The organism is Bacteroidia bacterium, assembly GCA_019695265.1.
Taxonomy (GTDB): domain Bacteria; phylum Bacteroidota; class Bacteroidia; order JAIBAJ01; family JAIBAJ01; genus JAIBAJ01.
The window spans coordinates 29,132-48,480 of record JAIBAJ010000015.1; the positions used below are offsets into that span (position 1 = coordinate 29,132).

Genomic DNA, 19,349 nt, shown 5'->3' on the forward strand with positions numbered 1-19,349 from the left:
ATAATTTTTATGAATTACACCCTTAATCAACTTAAGGTTTTTAAAACCATTACTGAAACTGGCAGCATAACCAAAGCTGCTGAGCTTCTGCATTTGACTCAACCTGCTGTATCGATACAATTGAAGAATTTTCAGGAACAGTTTGAAATTCCGTTAATTGAGGTAATTGGAAGAAAAGTGTTTGTTACTGAATTTGGAAAGGAGGTAGCCCAATCTGCCTACCGCATATTGGCAGAGGTTACTGAAATAGAGCAAAAGACTTTGGCTTTTAGGGAAGTTTTGGTTGGAAAATTAAAATTTTCGGTGGTTTCAACCGGTAAATATGTGATGCCTTATTTTCTTACTTCTTTTGTTAATTCTCACCCGGGGGTAACCTTACAAATGGAAGTTACCAATAAGAATTTAGTTTTAAGAAGCCTAGAGCTAAATGAAATTGATTTTGCCTTGGTTTCTATTCTGCCAAACCATATAAAATTGGAGAAGATTGAGTTATTGGAAAACAGATTATTCCTGGTTGGTCCTGCGGTGAATGCGGTTGATTTGGAGGGGAAAGATTTTTCAGTTTTGGAGAAGATTCCCTTGATTTTTCGGGAACAAGGTTCAGGGACCAGGCAGGTAATGGAACGATTTCTATCCAATCACCAAATAAATCCGATTAAACGATTGGAACTTACTTCCAATGAGGCTGTGAAGCAGGCTATTATGGCAGGATTGGGGTATTCGATAATGCCGTTAATTGGAATAAAAAGGGAGTTTGAGTTAGGCTTGTTAAAGATTATACCAATTTCCGGTTTACCTATTTTGACCAATTGGAGTTTAATTTGGTTGGCCGAGAAAAAATTATCACCTGTTGCTCGTGCTTATATTGAATTCTTGAATCAAAATAAGGATATTATTATGAAAGAGCGGTTTCAATAATTGGCTAATCAATTCCGGGAAGGGCTTAAATCAATTGCTTTTTAATGCAATCTTTTTATATACTGCAAAATGGATACCTCTTTATTTGGATGGAAATGCCCAATTTTAACACTAGTTAGGAATAAGGAATTTAGTTTCTTTGATTTTATTTCCACCTTTGTGCCGGAAATCGAAAGATTTTCACCCACCCAATACTCATTTATTCTCATTAAACCACCGGAACGACTGTTCTGTTTGTTTAACTAATACTTCAAGTTTAGGCTTGAACCAATATACCATGAGAATAAATTCAACAATTATTTTAATAGCCATTGCTTCCCTTTGGCTTTTTCAAACAGCTTGCAAAAAGCCATCTGATGAAATCCAGCCCGCTCCTGAATTCAATGAAAGAGCTGATACCTCCAGTTTGGTGGTTCAAATAAAGGGATTTAAGAATACGAATGGAAAGGTGAATATTGCTTTATATAACACCGGTTCATCTTTTAACAACCCGGATCAAATATATCGTTCCTCTTTCGTTTCTGTTTCAGGTAATCCGACGGAGGTAACATTTGATAGCATTCCATCAGGCGATTATGCTTTTGCTGTTTTTCATGATGAGAACAATAATCAAAACCTGGATCAGAATTTTTTAGGCATTCCTAAAGAGGGATTCTGTTTTTCAAATAACGCCATGGGATCATTTGGTCCACCGAGTTATGATAAAGCAAAATTCAACATTCCTTCCAAGAGTAAGGTAACTCAGGTTGTTGATTTGGTATTCTATTAGAATGAACTAAGAAACGGTGGTTTGGGCAGATTGGGAAGGATTCAATGACTGGGGGCAGGGTTTTTTTCCTTCAACTAATGCCACTCGTTCTTCTTTATCGAGAAAATAGTTCCCAATAAGTTTCTGATATTCTGGTGAAAATTGACCTGGTGAAATTTGCTGTATAGAAATTTCATCTTCTACCAATGGACTTTCTTCTTTTGAAAACTCCATTAGAATCCGTTTTGCCGGTTTACAAACCAAGGTTTTTACCCAGGTCAATCTGGTTAGATATAAATCGTTTTTTCTTCCTTCTTTAACAGCTCTTTCAAATAATTCAGATGGAAGGATTAAACTAAATTTACCTTGACAAGAAAGGAGATTATTAACCGATAAAAAAAGTTCATCTAAAGGCAATACCAAATCAGAGTGACGGGCAATTGCTTTGTCCTTTTGGGAGGAATGTAAACATCCGGTGAAGAAAGGAGGGTTGCAAGCAATGCCATCAAATTTCTGACCTGTTAAACTTAACTCCTGAACAGAGATATGCCTAGATCTTAATCTTTCTCCCCACGGACTATTGGAATAATTTTCCTGAGCTTGTTCCAGAACGATTGGATTGATATCTACTCCTTTGATAAAGGCTGAATGGCGTTGTGCTAGCATTAAACTGATTACACCGGTTCCACAACCAATATCCAGTATTCTTTCAGCACCATTAAAATTGGACCAGGAACCTAATAAAACAGCATCGGTACCAACTCGCAAAGGGCATTTGTCCTGCTTGATGGCAAACTGTTTAAAATAGAAAATATCCTTGGAATATACGGGTGTATTCACAACTGGCCTCAGGTTTGAGTTGCAAAAATAAGGTGAATACTTCGATTAAAAAAGGAGTAAAAGTGAGAAACTTTTAAAATTCAAGGGTTGTGAATCGGGTAAAAAGTGGTTTTTGTTTTTGGTTTTCTTTGATTGGTCTAAGGAAAGAGGCTGTTAAGGCGAACTAATTAGTGGGCAGTAAAAATACCTACATCTGATTAGTAGGCCCACTTTAAATAGATACTTCCCCAGGTAAAGCCACCGCCAAAAGCTGCTAAAATAAGATTATCTCCTTTTTTAAACCTGTTTTCCCATTCCCAAAGACAAATTGGAATGGTGCCGTTGGTGGTATTTCCATATTTGTGAATGTTCACAATGACTTTTTCTTCGCTAAGTCCCATGCGGTTAGCTGTAGCATCAATAATTCGTTTATTAGCCTGGTGAGGTACCAACCATGCCACATCGTCGGCACTGAGTTGGTTGCGTTCCATGATTTGTGCTGCAACATCTGCCATGTTGGTAACTGCAAATTTGAAAACGGTTTGTCCTTCTTGATGCACGTAATGTTCTTTATTGGTGACGGTTTCAAGGCTTGCCGGATAGGCGCTGCCACCTGCTTTTTGATTGAGGAAGAAACGGCCGCTACCATCGGTTCGAAGGATGTTATCTACGATTCCAAATCCTTCGGTATTGGGTTCAAGCATTACTGCACCACCGCCATCTCCAAAAATAACGCAGGTTGCCCGATCTTCGTAGTTAATGATGCTTGACATTTTGTCTACCCCAACTACAATTACTTTTTTGTATTGTCCTGATTCAATAAATTTAGATGCTGTTACCAAGCTGAACATAAAACCGGAGCAAGCGGCAGAAATATCGTAACTAAATCCGTTTTTAATTCCACATTTATCTGCAATGATATTGGCAGTAGCAGGGAATTGCATGTCGGGTGTTACGGTAGCACAAATCAAAAGTTCAACTTCATCCGGTTTGGTATTGGTTTTTTCCAGCAACTTATTTACTGCATGCACAGCCATTTCTGAAGACCCCATTCCTTCGCCTTTCAAAATTCGGCGTTCTCTAATTCCGGTACGAGATTGAATCCATTCGTCGGTGGTATCAACCATTTTTTCCAATTCCTCGTTGGTTAGAACATATTCAGGAACATAGGCTGAAATTCCGGTAATTGCGGCGGTTATTTTATTCATGGGAAACAAAAAAAGCCGAAAGGAAAATCCTTCCGGCAAATACATATTTTGTTAATAAGGCATACAGCAAACCTGGTGAAACTGAATCACATCAATTGATGAAAGCTTGCTAAAAAAGGTTCAAGGAAACGGATTATGCCGTTTTTTCCATTACAACGCGTCCTTTGTAGTACAATTTTCCTTCGTACCAGTGCGCGCGGTGAAAAAGGTGAACTTCGCCGGTAGTTGGACAAGTAGCCAAGGTTGGAGCTACAGCTTTGTAGTGAGTCCTTCTTTTATCTCTACGGGTTTTGGAGATCTTATGCTTTGGATTTGGCATTTCAGTAAATATTTAAACAGTTTACAATTAGTTCAATTCTAGTCCGCTAAGTTTATCCCAGCGCGGATCACTGGTTTTTTCTTCTGTTTTAGGAGCCAAATTGTCTAATAATTTTAAAACATTTTGGTCACATAAACTATCATCGTTGTTTAGTTCACATCCTACTTTACGAATGGGTACCTGAACTGCAATGAATTCATACAAATGGTGCGATAAATCAAGTTGATAATCATTTTTACCTAAAACAATTACTTCTTCACTTTCATTTTCACCACCGTCCTCTTCAAATTTAACTATCAAACGTTCATCAGATGAAATCTCATAGCCAAATTCAACCGAACAGCGGTCGCACTCCAGTTCGATTTCCCCATCAATTTCGAAGTGTAATTCCATAAAACTTGGACGTTTTTCCAAGACTATATGGACATCAACTTCTCCTTTTTTGATTTCGGAGAATTCTAATTCTTCAAAGAACTTATCTGTGATTTTCCAATCAAATTCATGGGTTCCTAAACCTAATCCCGAGTATTGAATGGAAAACTCATCCGTCAGCTTCATGTCAAACTACCTTAAAAAGGGGTGCAAAGGTATTAAAAAAATTTATTCCACAAGCAGGAAATGCCCATTCAGTTGAAAATTTAAAATGTGCCGTTCTTAAAACAGCACTTTTTTTTACCGAAAGGTTTAATTCTTTCCGATTCAAACTGCCGGTGATACCTATCTTTCCTGACGAATATAGTCCTATGTTTTTGCTCTTCAAGAAGTTATTACAAACCGAATTAAAACCTGGGTCGAAGAATGGTAGTTTGGGTTTGCACCCCGGGCAACGATTGAGACAAGTAGCCCACAGGAGTTGGCTGGCCGAACCCATTCGGCACAGCCAACGACGAGGACTACAGGCGAAAGCGTGACCCGAACGCCCATTGCTGAAACTTTGAAAAATGGCATCGACCGGTTTGGGCGGAAGGGGGCCCGCCAAATCCCGAAAATTAAGAACTCTAAACTGGAATGCATGTTTCTACACGGCAAAATGTAAATTCATATTGAAAATTTGGCCTGATTTGTGGATTTTACCTTTCCTTTACATCTCTATTGAAATTTACCAGCAGGAATGAAAGTATCGCATGTTTTTAGTCTGATCGCCGGACTCCTCTTTTCTTCAGTTTCTTTTTCACAGAACTATTCAACGTATTGGAAATCAATAGATAGTCTCGATAAAAAAGGATTGCCGGAATCGGCCCTTCAACGGGTGCGCCAGATTCGATCCAAAGCCGTCCGTGAAAAAAATCAGTTGGAATACCTCAAGGCTAGTTTGCATTGGTTGAAGTTTTCACAAGACATTTACGACGATAGCCTGGTTACTCAAATTCGTAGCATTGAGCAGGAAGTAAAGGGGATGCCTGAACCGCAAAAGCAGTTGACCCTTAGTTATTTAGCTGAGTTTTATTCCATGTATGCCACCGCCAATCAATGGCAGTTTCAAGGGAGAACTAAAGTTCAAATCAGGGAAAATCCGGATTTTTCAAGTTGGGATTACCAATCCTTACTGGATCAAAGCGCATTTTATTATCGCCAATCATTGGTTAATCCAAAATTTCTTTTTCAGACCAAGGCCGAAAATTATCAGTTGATTTTAACCCAAGAAGAGAATTCAAAGGCTTTAGCGTCAACACTTTATGATGTTTTGGCAATGCGATATACCACCTTTTTGGGTGAACATTTTAATGGTTTGGAGAATATGAATGAGTCCGGCCTTTTGGATTATTTAGAAAAGTGTTTTGTTCCCGGCTATGTATTGCTGGAGCAAAAACGATTTCCTTCGGATACAAGTTCTGCCTTTCTTCAAGCGCTGGCCTTACATTTTCAATGGCTGGAGTTGCATCAAAATTCTTTGAATTCATTTGTGGATGTTGATTTGAGAAGGTTAAATTGGTTAAATGCCCGTTTCAATCAAAATCCAAAATCAAAGTTGCTTTACGAAAAGGCTTTGACAGAAATGCTTGTTAGGTATGCGGAGGAACCTGTTTTTGCTGAAATTTCCTATTTATTGGCACAATCGTATCGCGTAAATTCCCAACCATTCTACAGCAAAAGAGGGGTTCAGCAAGGAGAGGAGGATTCAGAATCCTTGCTTAAGGCTAGAAAACTTTGTTTAACAGCTTTGCAAAAATTTCCACAAGCCTTTTATTCTCCATACTGTCAGTTGTTGCTTAAAGATTTGGAAGCTCCTTCAATATCCTATCAGGTGGAAGAGATCCAAATGCCGGGGAGGTCAGGTCTGATTAAGTTTACTTACAAAAATTTGGATTTGAATGGAAAGCCATCCACTGTATATGGTCGTTTGGTACAAATACCGGCCTCTAACCAAAAGGAAATAATGAATGCCGGAGGTTATTACTCCAACGATTTAAAGAAAACCTTGTTGCAATTTCCTGTTTATAAGGAACTAAGCTGGACATTTGGGGGTGAACAGGATTTGGTGAGCCATTCTACAGAATGCGTTCTTCCTTCCTTAACGGCCGGAGCCTATGTATTGTTGGTGTCTAGAAACCAGGCATTTAAAAATGGAGAAGAAATACAGGCTAATTCATTTTGGTGTACCTCCTTAGCATATTCAACTGCTGATTTGTCTGGTGAACGTATATCTTTTGTTGTAGTAAACCGGTTGACAGGAGAAGCTATGGAAGGAGCAAAAGTGGAGATTTACAATACCGAGTATAACTACAGTTCGGGTAAAAACAAGCAAGTTTTGATAGATGCAAAAACAACCGATAAAGATGGGGTGGCGATTTTGGAAGGAAATGCCAATATTTACAACTTATCGGTGAAAATTAGCAAGGGAATCGAAGTGTATTGGTCCAATCAGCAGGTTTATTTTTCTAAAGAGCAAGAGCAAGTGCTGGATCAAAACATGGTGAGTTTATTTACCGATCGATCTATTTATCGTCCCGGACAAACCGTATTTTTCAAAGGTATTTTTTACAGACAAACAATCGATGAATCTCGCCCGTTGGTGAATAAGCAGGTGGCAGTGTTTTTAAAGGATGCTAACTTTCAGGATGTTTCATCTTTGACCTTGACCAGCAATGAATTTGGGACTTTTCATGGTTCTTTTGTTTTGCCCAAAGGGAAATTAAATGGTGAATATCGCTTGTATACCGGTTCCGGTGAGGTTTCATTTTCTGTTGAAGAATACAAAAGGCCGAAGTTTGAAGCCAATTTTATTCCACCCCTTAACGGTTTTAAGCTAGGAGATTCTTTCTCCCTGGAATTAGAAGCAAAAACTTTTACGGGATTGCCGGTTGAAAATGCAAGAGTTGAAGTAACTGTTTCGCGCAGTAAACAAATGGTTTGGTATTGGTATGGAGGCCGAAACCAAAAAACGGATGTATTGGCTCATCCGGGTTTTGTGACAGATGCCCAAGGGAAAGTGAAGTTGAACCTGGTTCTTACTCCTCCAGCCAATTCACTGGAAAGCGATTTGTACAATTTCTCATTTGACGCCACGGTTACCGACCCTTCCGGAGAATCACATACCTGTTCATATTCCATTCTGGTAGGTGCCAAACCTTTTCAGATTCAAACCTCTCTTGGACAAGAAGTTGATCTTGATACTCTGAAACAATTTTACATTCAAGCTAAAAATTCGGCTGGTAAATCGGTCAAATCCGTTAATGGACAGGTGAAGATTTATTCGGTTACAGTTCCGGATAAGGCCTTTCAAAAAAGATTCTGGTCACAACCGGATCGATTTACTTTGAATGAGCAAGAGTTTCATAAATTCTTCCCCGAATACGCATATTCAAATGAGGAAAATCGGGACTTGTTTCCAAAGAAGTTGTTACAAACGTTGAATTTTAATACGTTAAAGGATAGTTTGATTCCTGTAAAAAATTGGGATGGACAACAACTTGTATGGATAGAAATTACCGGGGCTGCCAATGGGGATACGGTCAAATTGAATCAGTTTGTTGAATTGTTTTCCGGTTCAAAACCTAGTCCAAATTCAAAAGATGTTTTACAGGCCAGACTTTTGAAGGAAGAGCTTAAACCCGGAGAGAATTTGCAAATGGAATGGGGGCATTTTTTAGGAATGCCTGTATTATTGGAAGTCTTTGTTGGAAATAGAAAGGATCATTCCCAATCCATTGTGATGCAGCAATGGATGACCGGGGTTGCCCAAAAGTTTCAAATAAAAGAAATTCCTCTTAAACCGGAATGGGGTAAGGAAGTGGATGTGGTTTTAAGTGGATTTTGGGGGAACCGAAAGCTACAGGTTAAATTGAGTCCTCAAATTGTTGCCGAATCCAAAGAAATGCGCATTTTGGTAGAGAGTATGAGGGATGTGATGGAACCCGGAAAGCCTGAAAAGTGGAAGCTTAAACTGGTCGATTCTAATGGAAAACCGATGGAGTCAGAATTGCTTGCAAGTATGTATGACGCATCTTTGGATCAATTCAGGAAGCATGACTGGAGTTTTAATCCAAACAGTCTGACTAATTATGTATTTCTTTCGGATCGGAATTGGGTTGAATTTGGTAATTCTAATTCCACTATCATCAGCTACAAAAAGGCCCAGGATAACATTCGGGTTCGTTCTCGTCAATATTGGAATTTGAATTGGTTTGGGTTTTCCTATTATGGCGAACGACGGTATCAAGCATTTCGAATGCTAAATGACTCCGAAGTAAGAACCAAATCAACCGGAAAAGCTTCGGGAAGAAAGTCGAAAAAGGAAGCAGAAGAGACCTTGGCTGCCGCTGTTGCTGACGGGGATGGTGCAAATGGATTTGTTGGTGGTAATTTTATGGAATCGCCACCTTCCACAGCTGAAGAGTCCAAACCGGATGAGCAGTCCGGGCAGAATAAAGCGTCTGGAATGCCAGGACTAAGAGCCAATTTAAATGAAACGGCTTTTTTCTTGCCACAGCTTCGAACCAATGAGAATGGGGAAGTTTTGGTTGAGTTTTCCGCCCCGGAAGCGCTAACAAAATGGAAATTTTTGGCCTTTGCCACTACCAAAGACCTTAGGTTTGCTCCATTGGTAAAAGAAGCTGTGACCCGTAAATCCTTGATGGTAACTCCTAACTGGCCAAGGTTTTTTAGGGAAGGGGATACCATTTTAATCAGTACCAAAATTAATTTGTTGCAAGAGCTGCCCAACCAGCCGGTAATGGCCTCCCTGCAAGTGGTTAATCCGCTTACAGGGGAAAACCTTAACCTGAAGGTAATCCGTCAAAGTAGTCCGGCAAATTTTACTTCTAAAACTCAGGGTTTGGCCTGGTGGAAATTAATCATTCCTGCTTCAGTTCGAGCATTGGAATTAACCATTGCAGCTCAGGCCGGAGATTATTCGGATGCCGAAAGAATGACTTTACCGGTTGTTCCCAATCGCATGCTGGTAACCGAAAGTTTAGCCCTGGAAATCAATCCCGGTGAAAGTAAAATTTTTCATCTTGAAAAGCTCGAAAACAACAATTCAAATACCTTAACCACTCAATCTCTAAAGCTGGAATTTACCTCCAATCCTGCCTGGCTGGCCATTCAATGTTTGCCGTATTTAATGGAAGGCGAAAAGGAATGTTCAGAACAAGTGTTTAACCGTTATTATGCCAATACCATAGCTGCTAATGTGGCTAATTCTAACCCAAAAATAAAGGCTGTTTTTGATCAATGGGGAAATGCACCGGCCCAATTGGAAAAGGCTTTGGGAGAATTGGCACAAACAACTCCTTGGCTTAGAAACGCTTTAAATGAAACAGAACAAAAACGTAGGGTTGCCCAACTTTTTGATATCAGAAATTTGGAGGCCGAACAAGCAGCCAGCCTTCAAAAATTAGCTGAAATGCAAACCGCTCAAGGCGGATTTACTTGGTTTCCCGGAATGCCGGTGGATCGTTATATGACTCAACATATTTTGGAAGGTCTGGCCCATTTGCAGCAATTAAAGGCATTAAATCCAACAGAAAATGCCCAAGTAACCGAAATCTTAACCCGAGGTTTTGTATATTTGGATCAGGAGTTAATAAAAGATTACTCCTGGTTGAAAAAGGAAAACAAAGATTGGAAGAATTACCGAACCAATGAAATTCAACTTCATTACCTCTATGTTCGAAGCTTGTTTTCTTCCACCCAGTTTGTTGGAAACGACCACGAAGCCCACCGGTTTTTTATCAACCAAATAGAAAAATTCTGGACCGAATATGATTATTATTCCAAAGGATTGGCTGCCATGCTGGAGTTTCATCGTGGACAAAATGGCAAGTTTGCAGATATGGTTAAAAGTTTAGAAGAAACGGCCATTAAAAAGTCCGATCTAGGTATGTATTGGAAAAACAATAATGCCGGTTATTGGTACGATGCGCCAATAGAAGCCAATGCACTAATGGTGGAAGTTTTCAAAGCCGCCAATAATCAGGTTGCGGTGAGTGAGCTTTGCAAATGGTTGTTGAAGAACAAACAAACCAATCATTGGGAATCTTCCAAAGCTACTGCCGATGCCTGTTATGCCTTGCTCATTTCCGGAGGAACCGAGTTGGGAACAGAAACCAAGGTTGAACTTTCGGTGGGTAAACAAAAAAATATACCTGCTACAGATAAAAACTTGTCGGTCGAAGCTGGTACCGGCTATTTTTCAAAAGAATGGAAGGCTGAGCAAGTGAGCAATGAAATGGGTAAAGTAAGTGTTCAAAATCCGGGTTCCAAAACAGTTTCATGGGGTGGATTGTACTGGACTTATTTCGAACAGATGGATAAAATTACAAAGGCAAATACCTCGCTTTCTATTAATAAAGAGTTGTATGTGGAGCAAACTACCGATAAAGGTCCGGTTTTGGTGAAACTTTCTCCCGGTTTTAAGTTGCATAAAGGTGACAAGGTGGTGGTTCGTATCGAAATTTCGGTGGACCGCCCCATGGAGTATGTACGCCTGAGCGATATGAGGGCCGCTGGTTTTGAACCTACACAAACATTAAGTGAAGGACATTTTCAGGATGGTTTGTACTATTATCAGAGTACCAAAGATTTAAGTACTGATTTTTTTATTCACTACCTGCAAAAGGGGAAATATGTGTTTGAATATCCGCTTTCTGTGCAGCAATCAGGTGGGTTTAGCAATGGAATTACGACCATAGAATGCATGTATGCACCGGAGTTTAGCAGCCACAGCGCAGGGGTGAGGGTTACGGTAGATTAGTTTTATTTTGGGGGGCTCTTTTTGCCACTCCATTTGTGCTAATCTCGAAGTGTTGAAGGGCAAAAAGACCGGGCTATCGCCTGTACTCCTTGTCGCCCTTGGCTAGCGCCGCGGGCTCCTGTGGGGTACTTGGCTCTATCCCTGCCCCGGGTGCTTCGAACTAAAAGTAGCTCTTGATCCCACCTTCTTTTCTTGAACCGACTTTGAGTTAAGTGAAAGAAAGAATACCAACCTGTTATCTGAGTTTTGTCTTCTGCCTAAAGTTTGGAATTTCAATTACTTAGCTTTTGTTTTTATTCGATAAAATGGTTATTTGTTTTTATTAAATATTAAATAATATAGATTAATTTTTATTTGTATTCGATAAAATTATATTTTTGGTTACCCTTTGAAAATATAAATGAAATCTATTTCTTACCAATTTCCTCTATTGGTAAGGAAATTGGCAGCTATAACCGGAGTGCTTATGTTTTCTTTCCTGGTTATTGAAATTTCCTTACGTCTGTTAAATTTCCATCCGGCCCACTTCGGTGAGAAGGAATTAATCCCTCGGGTAAAACCGGATAGTTTTTTTGAGCCTGATTCCAATTTTGGTTTTCGGGTAAGAAATGGGCAATACCATTTTTATATCAAAGGCAGCTATGTGTTTTCTTCCAACAACGGAACCATGAACCGAACAATAGGCCTAAAGAAAATTCAGAACTGCGACAAATCGAGTCGGGTGCATCTGTATGGCTGTTCTTACACGTATGGCTTTTCTGTTTCTGATACCACCAATTATCCGTATTTCCTTCAATCTAAATTGTCAAACTCAATTGTAGTAAATCAAGCAGTACCCGGTTATGGCTTAACTCAAATGTATTTAAGACTTCAGCAAGATTTGAAATCTGAGTTTACTAAGCCTTCTGTAGCGGTTTTCAATTATGCTTCCTTTCATGATGAACGTAGTGTATTAAAAAGAGAATGGATTAATAGGTTTGGTTGGGCATTGCAACATTCTACCGGAAATACCAATTTTGTTTATCCTTACGCAGACGTAGATGATGAAACCGGAAGGCTCCAAATTAAATATTTACCCTATGCCGACTGGCCTCAGGATTTTCCGCTTAGGTCAAAATCTGCAATAATTCATCTGCTTAATTCTACCTACAACTCACTGATCGACCGCAGCAAGAATGCCAGACATCAAAAGGCTATGGTTTCTCTTGTAAAGGACATTGACAGACTTTGTAAGCAAAATGGAATTCACCTGTTTTTTTATTGCATGACCGAGCCTCCTGATTATATCAGAAAAGTATTGATTGAAAATAATATTCGGTTTTCAACTACCTCCATTGATATCTCCAATCCAGACTATAATTGTTCTCCTTTGGATCCACTTCACCCCAATCAAAGGGCACATGAAGTTTATGCACATGAAGTGTTTCAAATGATTTCATCCGGGAATCTGGTTGATTGGAAATAAATAGATAACCAATTGGTTTAAATTCCGTTACAATCTTCATTCCCTCACAAATGAAGAAACTTTTCCCGCTGCTGTTTGGATTAATAGCACCGCTGTTTTCTTTCAGCCAACACCCTCTGCCTAAATCTTTTTCTGATAAAATTGCCAAGTATGGATTGCACTTCACCTATCCTTATGGTTGGGAAACCGTGCCGGTATTATCCAACTCAGTTATGCCATACGATTTTGCTGTACATCTTAAATCAGCTTACGAAGGAAAATATTGTGAAATCCGCTACCTTATTCTACCTCCCGGAAAAGATTTAACTGCATTCCTGGCAGATGCAAAATCTAAAATTTGTCTCCAACTTTTCGAAGCACATGAGAGTTTTGTTAAACTACAACCCAGCGAGGGCGATCTTACCAATAAAGCTGATTGGCTAACTACATTTGGTAGTACACAATACGATGATTATCAATTTAAAAAAGATTTCGCGCAGGAATTTACCGATGGAAATGTGGTCATCATGGAAAAGAAAGGAAAGGCCAGAATCGTTGTTATGATTTTAAGAAACAAGGACAATTATGCTTGCGATGACCTTTCTCCGGAATTGTTTTATTCATTGACATTTTAACCTTTTGGGCTTAGGATTGGCTCAGTTCTTAAAAGCCTACCTGCTTCATTACTTGTTTCTGCTTTTTCGGTAGTTCTTGAATTTCATTCTGCTACAGATTTGCAAACAGTATAATTGAACCTTGCTGATAAAATTGATACTTTTGTTCATGCAGTTTGGAAAACTACAAATCAGGAAGGTAATTTTGTTTTTTGTTCTTTTCGCCTGGATAAAAATTGCCAATTCCCAACCGTTGTTAGCGGAAGGACAATTGGAGCGGGTTTTATCTTTTCCCTCGGCATACCTGGATTCACAACAATTCGATGTTTGGCTTCCTCCTTACTTTAATCCGAACGATCAACATAGTTTGCTTTTTATGTTGGATGGACAAATGCTTTTCGACTCTACTGAAACCTGGAACCATCAATGCTGGGATGTAGATGAAACTACCGGTCGTCTCATAAATGAGGATTCTATTTCACCGGTTATTATTGTTGCCATTTATAGTCAGTGGCAAACTCGCAGAGCCAACTACTTTCCCCAACTTCCTTATGAATCCCTCAACCAGATAGAAAAAGATTCGGTGCAAGCTCAATTTAAACGCACCAATTTGGCTCCAAATGGATTTAAGCCAAATTCAGATAACTTCTTAAAATTCATTTCTCAGGAATTGTATCCTTACATTACCTCCCGATATCCGGTTTACAAAGATCCGGCACATACTTTTATTGCAGGAAGTTCGATGGGGGGATTAATTTCCATGTATGCCCTTTGTCAATATCCGGAAATTTTCGGTGGTGCAGCTTGTATCTCTACGCATTGGCCCGGTGGACATACCATGGAGTTCAATCCTTTACCCAAGGCTTTCTTTTCATACCTTCAAAATCACCTTCCAAACCCGGCTAACCATAAAATTTATTTCGATTGCGGCGATCAAACACTAGACGCCTACTATCCGCCTTTCCAACGTCAGGTAGATGAAATTGTTAAACAAAAGGGTTATACTTCTGCCAATTGGTTAACACGGTATTGCCCCGGACAAGCGCACGACGAAAAAGCCTGGAAGTCTAGATTAAACGGAGTACTTCGCTTTTTAATGGCAAAAGCCAATTAAGGGAATAGGGTTGAATTACTTCCGCTCTTCCAATTGATACATCCAAATAATGGAAAAGAAACAGGGTAGGGCCAGCATCCAATTATATGGGTAAGGAATTGCCCATGCTAATGCCAATGAAGCGGAAAGCCTCAACCATTCTATCCATTTCCAACCCAAAAATCTTGGAAAACCTTGATTGCAAAATCCCGCAAACAGACTAAGACCCACGAGCCAGTTAAGTGATTTTGCCAAGTTTAAATCGATTTGAAAAAATAGGGAACTCCACCCAATCAGGTGAATGAACTGAAACATGGTGTAATAGAAATGGCCGGATATTACCCGGGTTTGATTTGTAGAAGCGGTTGATACTTTTACACCTGCTCCTTGGGGAGGTGCAAACCACCACTTTACCTTGTTTCTTAAGCCTTTTTGGTTGGTACTTTCTTTCCAAAGTTCCATAAAACGTGCCGTATTGAGGTAAATTAAGTTGCTCCGGTTACGCGTGGCGGTAATTCCATAAACTACCTTTTCGTTCTCGGGTTGAAAGGTGCCAAACAACCGATCCCAAACAATTAAGACAATTCCAAAATTTTTGTCGAGGTATTGCGGGTTTTTGCCATGGTGCACCCGGTGGTGGTCGGGAGCTGCCAGTATTAAATTCAATGGCCCGAAATTTCGTATGACTTCAGTATGAATTAACAGGGTGTAAAATGCAGAAACCAGGGAAATTATTAAAAGCATTTCCGGAGAAATTCCAAGCAAGGCAAGCGGTAGGTTAAACTTAGATTTAATGAAACCATCCAACCAGTGATTTCTGGGGGTTACGGTCATATTCATTTCTTCTGCTTGGTGATGCATTTCATGGATGGCCCAAAGTAGGTTTACTCGATGAGCTGCATAATGCTCACAATACCCAATAAAGTCAATTAATAAAAATGCCACCAACCAATGGTACCACTGATTTTTAAATTCGAAAAGATGGAAATAATGGTAAACCAATCCGTATCCGGAAAACAACAGCGATTTGAGCAAAACCTCTTTAAAAAGCTGTTCGGTAAATAATTGACTTAGGTTGGTGAAGGAGTTGCTTAGGTTAAGTTTCCAATTGGATTTTCGGTGGGCCAAGGCATTCAGAACCAGGGATGCAAGTAAAATTCCTATCAGGTAAGGATAGGTTTTTTCAAAAATCAACAGGTGTTCATTTCCTTGCATAAAAGTTGGCTAATGTAAGTGGGAATTGCCTTTAGTAGCATGAAATTGGAAAGTTCATCCAGTCTGAATTTTAGTTTGTAATGCTGGTAGCTTGGAATATGGAAGCTTGAATGCTTACTATTGGAAGGTCGGAGTGCCTCGGGCAAGGATAGAGGCAGTCTAGCCCACAGGACAACGAAGGCGCTAGCCGAGTTGGACGAGGACTAGCGCCGAAAGCCTGACCCGACCGCCTTGCATGGTTATTGGTTGACCAGGAATATTTTGGGCGGGAGGGGGCCCGCCAAAACATTAAAAATAAAATTGATTTAAAGCTAAAACAAGTGCCTTACTTAATGCGATAAAATTCGCTTAAGCTGTTTCAAATACACCGATTCGGCTTTGTTTTTTCCTTCAAAGGCCTCGGCAATTTTTAGAGATGTATCATAGATATGTTTGCGCATTCCTGCATCAATTAATTTGGAATGTTCATGTAAATAGTCCTGAAAATCGCTTAGAATATCTTCCGAATCAATTTGATTGGCTTCCATCCAGTCGAAAACAATTTCTATTTGAAAGGCCGAATCGGTGCCAAATTCATCGGTATGTTTCTCAAAAGGTACCCATTCGTCTCTTACAACCTGGCGAAGTTTTTTGACTTCTTCGCTTCGTACATGCCGATCTGATGCAGCAATTCCGTAAAATAGTTTGCCCAATTCCTGGTATAAATGAAGGTAAGTTCTAGTTGAATTTTCCATGACTATAAAGGTTTATATAAATGTTTAAATCGTTTAAAAAAGGCTTTTTCCAATGACTCCTGATGTTGGGGATGAGCTATAGAAATTAAGGCTCTGGACCGTTGTTCGAGGTTCATACCGAACAAGTTAACAGATCCGTATTCTGTTACAACCCAATGAATATGTCCGCGGGTGGTAACTACTCCGGCACCTTCATTCAAATTGGGCACAATGCGCGACAATCCTTTGTTGGTGGTGGAAGGAATGGCAATTATAGGTTTGCCTCCATCCGATAAGGCAGCTCCACGTATAAAATCCATTTGTCCGCCAATACCCGAATATTGGTAAGTGCCAATGGAATCAGAGCAAACCTGTCCGGTTAAGTCAATTTCAATGGCACTGTTGATGGCGGTAACTTTCGGATTAAGACAGATAATTCGGGGGTCGTTAACATAGGCAATGTCCAAGGCCAATACGATAGGGTTATCATTTACAAATTCGTACAATTGGTTGGTTCCCATCATAAAACCGGTTACACAATAGCCTCTTGATTTTTTCTTTAAGGAGTTATTGATGACCCCTGTTTTTATCAAGGGAATAACCCCGTCGGAGAACATTTCGGTATGAAGCCCAAGGTTTTTATGAGATCCCAGGTTTTTTACTACCGAATCCGGAATGGTACCAATTCCCAATTGCAAGGTGGCCCCATCTTCGACCAATTCGGCCACTCGCTTTCCAATTTTATCGGTGATATCGGTTGCACAATGCGCATAGCTGATTTGTGGTAAAGGTTCATCCACCCAAACTGCTGCATCAATTTTCTCGAAAGGAACCAAGGTGTCGCCATGGGTTCGAGGCATATGGGGATTTATTTGTGCTATGATTTTTTTTGCGTTATTTACGGCTGAACGAGCAATATCTACCGAGGTGCCCAAGGAGCAATATCCATGCGAATCGGGTGGGGAAACATGGATGATGGCTACATCCAAGGGTAAAATTCCTCGGTTAAACAGCAAGGGGATTTCGCTTAAAAAAACAGGGATATAATCGCCTCGTCCTTCGTTAACAGCCTTACGGTTACTATCTGAAACAAATAAGGAATTCATCAAGAAATGACCTTCGAGTGAAACATCGTTTAAATCTATTCCTTGCAAGGAAATGCTTACTAGCTCAACCTGATTTAATCGGTTTTTTTGAGATATCAACTCCTTTAACAAATGTACCGGAGTTGCGGCACTTCCATGGATAAATACCCTTTGACCGGATTGAATCAGTTGAAGGGCTTCCTGGCTTGATACAAAATCACTAGGTGTTTTCATTAGTTAGGGTCAAAACAACCGATGCAAAGGTTGTTGTTGACCCTAATTAACCAAATGAGTACAATCAGAATTACGACTGATTATACGCAACTTTTGCTTAGAATTCGATAATTAAACCGATGGTAGGAACAATGTTTTTGCTGAAATTTTCCAATAGCACCGGAATCCCGTTAGAACCATCCGCTTTTAATGGATTTCCGTCGGTAGTTTCAAATCCTGAATTGTCAGCAGTACGTTTGAAAGTGTAATAGGGCGGAGATTGCTGTGCAGTCATCATTACATTTTGGAAGTCTAAAAACAAATCCATGCTGAATTTCTTGAAATTGAACATTTTATCTACCCTTAAATCCAACTGGCTAAAGTATTTCAGACGTTGGGTATTAAGTTGTGTGTAGTCCAAAATTCCTGTTCCTAACAATACAAAGTTTCGCTGTGAGGCAGTCATGTCAAATGGAGTGTAAGGAGTTCCTCCTGCAAAACGGTATTTTAAACCAATTTGCCAACCTTTACCCAATTTAATTCCCAAAGTGGTAGAGACCAAGTGTTTGTTATCCCAGGCAGAGGCAATAAGTTTGCCATCCAATCCGGAATATTTGCTTCTTACAAAAGTGTAGCTAAAGACATAGAAAAGCCGTTTAACCAGTTTTTGTTGAACAAAAAATTCAAATCCATAAGTTTCACCCAAACCTGAACTTTGAATACGTTCGCTGCCAATGCTGCCAAAATCGCTTCCAAGGTTAGCCAAAGAATAGCCATTGGCCACAGAAACAGGGTAATCGCTATATTGTTTGAAAAAGCCTTCCAATGTAAAGCGCAAACTTTCATTGGGCAAAAATTGTGTTCCCAAAACATAATGCATAGACCTGATGTATTTCATGGAACGATTAACCAATTCATTGTTTGCATCGCGGTAGCCTAGGGTGGTGTAGGTTGGGATTTTATAGTACAATCCAACCGATGCTGTAAGATCCCATTTGGGGGTGATATGGTAGGCAAAAGAAAGTCGGGGTGACAAGGTTTTAAGTGGGTTACTGCCATCTTTCATAAACGAATTCATATCGGTTCGCAAGCCAAACGAGGTAAGCAACTTATTGTTAAAAAGCTCTTTTGAAACTTGTCCAAATGCTCCATACTTAAAAAAGTCGATCGCTGAACTGATGTTGACCGTTAATCCAGGGAAAATGACATTGCCTAAAGAGTCGGTAATGGTGTTGGTTACTTTGTTAAAGAGTTGGGTGTTGTATTTAACATATTGACCCATAATTCCGTACGAAATCTTCCAACCATTGATGTATTTGTTAACGTCAATTCTGAGTTTGTTCTCAATTTCCTGGGAGCGAAGTTTGAAGTTGCGTTTGGTTTCATCTCCATATTGAGCATCTTCAAAACGGTCAATATCGTTATTGAACATATTTCTGCTAACCGCCACTTGCAGGTAACCTTTGTTGATGAGTCGCTTTAAAACAAAACCGGTGGTATAATTCCATTGTTTAATTATAGGTAATGAACGGCGCAAATATTCATTTTCAGGGCTCGATTCCCGGGTTGCACCAAAAGAAAAGTTGTCGATGGCGCCCAAGCCTATGGCTGTTAGGGTTGTTTTTTCATTGAATTTATGAACTACCTTGTATTGGAAATCGTAAAAATTAGGTCGAATGGGTAGATCGATTAGTTTGAATAAAAAGTCGAGGTATGATTTTCGTGCCGAAACAATAAAGTTGGTTTTTTTACCCATTGGACCTTC

The 19,349-nt window shown here is 39.7% G+C and carries 14 protein-coding genes; 6 read left to right on the plus strand and 8 right to left on the minus strand.

What is annotated here, in order from left to right:
* The first annotated feature begins 9 nt into the window (after window positions 1-9).
* Together K1X82_04160 and K1X82_04165 are read left to right on the plus strand one after the other, a co-directional pair.
* A complete protein-coding gene (locus tag K1X82_04160) occupies window positions 10-918 on the plus strand; it encodes a LysR family transcriptional regulator (GenBank protein ID MBX7181285.1) in 909 nt (302 codons plus the stop codon).
* 277 nt (window positions 919-1,195) lie between these two features.
* The gene (locus K1X82_04165; protein MBX7181286.1) at window positions 1,196-1,687 is read left to right on the plus strand and encodes a DUF2141 domain-containing protein; all 492 of its coding nucleotides are present in this window, start codon (window positions 1,196-1,198) and stop codon (window positions 1,685-1,687) included.
* Between the two features lie 6 nt (window positions 1,688-1,693).
* Here the strand turns inward: K1X82_04165 and K1X82_04170 are convergent, their stop codons facing one another.
* From K1X82_04170 to K1X82_04185, 4 genes are all read right to left on the minus strand, one after another.
* A complete protein-coding gene (locus K1X82_04170) occupies window positions 1,694-2,506 on the minus strand; it encodes a methyltransferase domain-containing protein (protein MBX7181287.1) in 813 nt (270 codons plus the stop codon).
* 197 nt (window positions 2,507-2,703) lie between these two features.
* Window positions 2,704-3,693 carry a ketoacyl-ACP synthase III gene (locus K1X82_04175; GenBank protein MBX7181288.1) on the minus strand — a complete coding sequence of 330 codons (990 nt, stop codon included), beginning with the start codon at window positions 3,691-3,693 and terminating at the stop codon, window positions 2,704-2,706.
* Window positions 3,694-3,826: 133 nt separating this feature from the next.
* Window positions 3,827-4,012 carry a 50S ribosomal protein L32 gene (gene rpmF, locus K1X82_04180; GenBank protein ID MBX7181289.1) on the minus strand — a complete coding sequence of 62 codons (186 nt, stop codon included), beginning with the start codon at window positions 4,010-4,012 and terminating at the stop codon, window positions 3,827-3,829.
* A 27-nt stretch (window positions 4,013-4,039) separates the two neighbouring features.
* A complete protein-coding gene (locus K1X82_04185) occupies window positions 4,040-4,570 on the minus strand; it encodes a DUF177 domain-containing protein (GenBank protein ID MBX7181290.1) in 531 nt (176 codons plus the stop codon).
* A gap of 553 nt (window positions 4,571-5,123) precedes the next feature.
* Here K1X82_04185 and K1X82_04190 point away from each other — a divergent pair.
* The 4 genes from K1X82_04190 (at window position 5,124) to K1X82_04205 (ending at window position 14,379) form a co-directional block, all read left to right on the plus strand.
* Entirely contained in the window at window positions 5,124-11,207 is a 6,084-nt protein-coding gene (locus K1X82_04190) for a hypothetical protein (GenBank protein ID MBX7181291.1), read from the plus strand.
* A 400-nt stretch (window positions 11,208-11,607) separates the two neighbouring features.
* A complete protein-coding gene (locus K1X82_04195; protein ID MBX7181292.1) occupies window positions 11,608-12,672 on the plus strand; it encodes a hypothetical protein in 1,065 nt (354 codons plus the stop codon).
* A gap of 50 nt (window positions 12,673-12,722) precedes the next feature.
* Window positions 12,723-13,286 (plus strand): hypothetical protein, encoded by a 564-nt coding sequence (locus tag K1X82_04200; protein MBX7181293.1) that lies wholly within the window; start codon window positions 12,723-12,725, stop codon window positions 13,284-13,286.
* Between the two features lie 148 nt (window positions 13,287-13,434).
* Complete coding sequence (locus tag K1X82_04205; GenBank protein MBX7181294.1) at window positions 13,435-14,379, plus strand: esterase; 945 nt, start codon at window positions 13,435-13,437, stop codon at window positions 14,377-14,379.
* Window positions 14,380-14,394: 15 nt separating this feature from the next.
* On the opposite strand, the gene K1X82_04210 is transcribed toward K1X82_04205, so the two are convergent.
* The 4 genes from K1X82_04210 to K1X82_04225 form a co-directional block, all read right to left on the minus strand.
* The gene (locus K1X82_04210) at window positions 14,395-15,573 is read right to left on the minus strand and encodes a sterol desaturase family protein (GenBank protein ID MBX7181295.1); all 1,179 of its coding nucleotides are present in this window, start codon (window positions 15,571-15,573) and stop codon (window positions 14,395-14,397) included.
* A 329-nt stretch (window positions 15,574-15,902) separates the two neighbouring features.
* On the minus strand, window positions 15,903-16,307 hold the full coding sequence (locus K1X82_04215; protein MBX7181296.1) for a hypothetical protein: 405 nt from the start codon (window positions 16,305-16,307) through the stop codon (window positions 15,903-15,905).
* A 2-nt stretch (window positions 16,308-16,309) separates the two neighbouring features.
* A complete protein-coding gene (locus K1X82_04220) occupies window positions 16,310-17,605 on the minus strand; it encodes a 4-hydroxybutyrate CoA-transferase (protein MBX7181297.1) in 1,296 nt (431 codons plus the stop codon).
* Between the two features lie 97 nt (window positions 17,606-17,702).
* A partial coding sequence (locus K1X82_04225) for a TonB-dependent receptor (protein ID MBX7181298.1) occupies window positions 17,703-19,349 on the minus strand: 1,647 nt, incomplete at its 5' end.

Coding starts and splice junctions, on each gene's coding strand:
- K1X82_04200 (MBX7181293.1), top strand. CDS start 12,723: ATGAAGAAACTTTTCCCGCTGCTGTTTGGATTAATAGCACCGCTGTTT.
- K1X82_04190 (MBX7181291.1), top strand. CDS start 5,124: ATGAAAGTATCGCATGTTTTTAGTCTGATCGCCGGACTCCTCTTTTCT.
- K1X82_04220 (MBX7181297.1), bottom strand. CDS start 17,605: ATGAAAACACCTAGTGATTTTGTATCAAGCCAGGAAGCCCTTCAACTG.
- K1X82_04165 (MBX7181286.1), top strand. CDS start 1,196: ATGAGAATAAATTCAACAATTATTTTAATAGCCATTGCTTCCCTTTGG.
- K1X82_04215 (MBX7181296.1), bottom strand. CDS start 16,307: ATGGAAAATTCAACTAGAACTTACCTTCATTTATACCAGGAATTGGGC.
- K1X82_04210 (MBX7181295.1), bottom strand. CDS start 15,573: ATGCAAGGAAATGAACACCTGTTGATTTTTGAAAAAACCTATCCTTAC.
- K1X82_04185 (MBX7181290.1), bottom strand. CDS start 4,570: ATGAAGCTGACGGATGAGTTTTCCATTCAATACTCGGGATTAGGTTTA.
- K1X82_04195 (MBX7181292.1), top strand. CDS start 11,608: ATGAAATCTATTTCTTACCAATTTCCTCTATTGGTAAGGAAATTGGCA.
- rpmF (MBX7181289.1), bottom strand. CDS start 4,012: ATGCCAAATCCAAAGCATAAGATCTCCAAAACCCGTAGAGATAAAAGA.
- K1X82_04160 (MBX7181285.1), top strand. CDS start 10: ATGAATTACACCCTTAATCAACTTAAGGTTTTTAAAACCATTACTGAA.
- K1X82_04205 (MBX7181294.1), top strand. CDS start 13,435: ATGCAGTTTGGAAAACTACAAATCAGGAAGGTAATTTTGTTTTTTGTT.
- K1X82_04175 (MBX7181288.1), bottom strand. CDS start 3,693: ATGAATAAAATAACCGCCGCAATTACCGGAATTTCAGCCTATGTTCCT.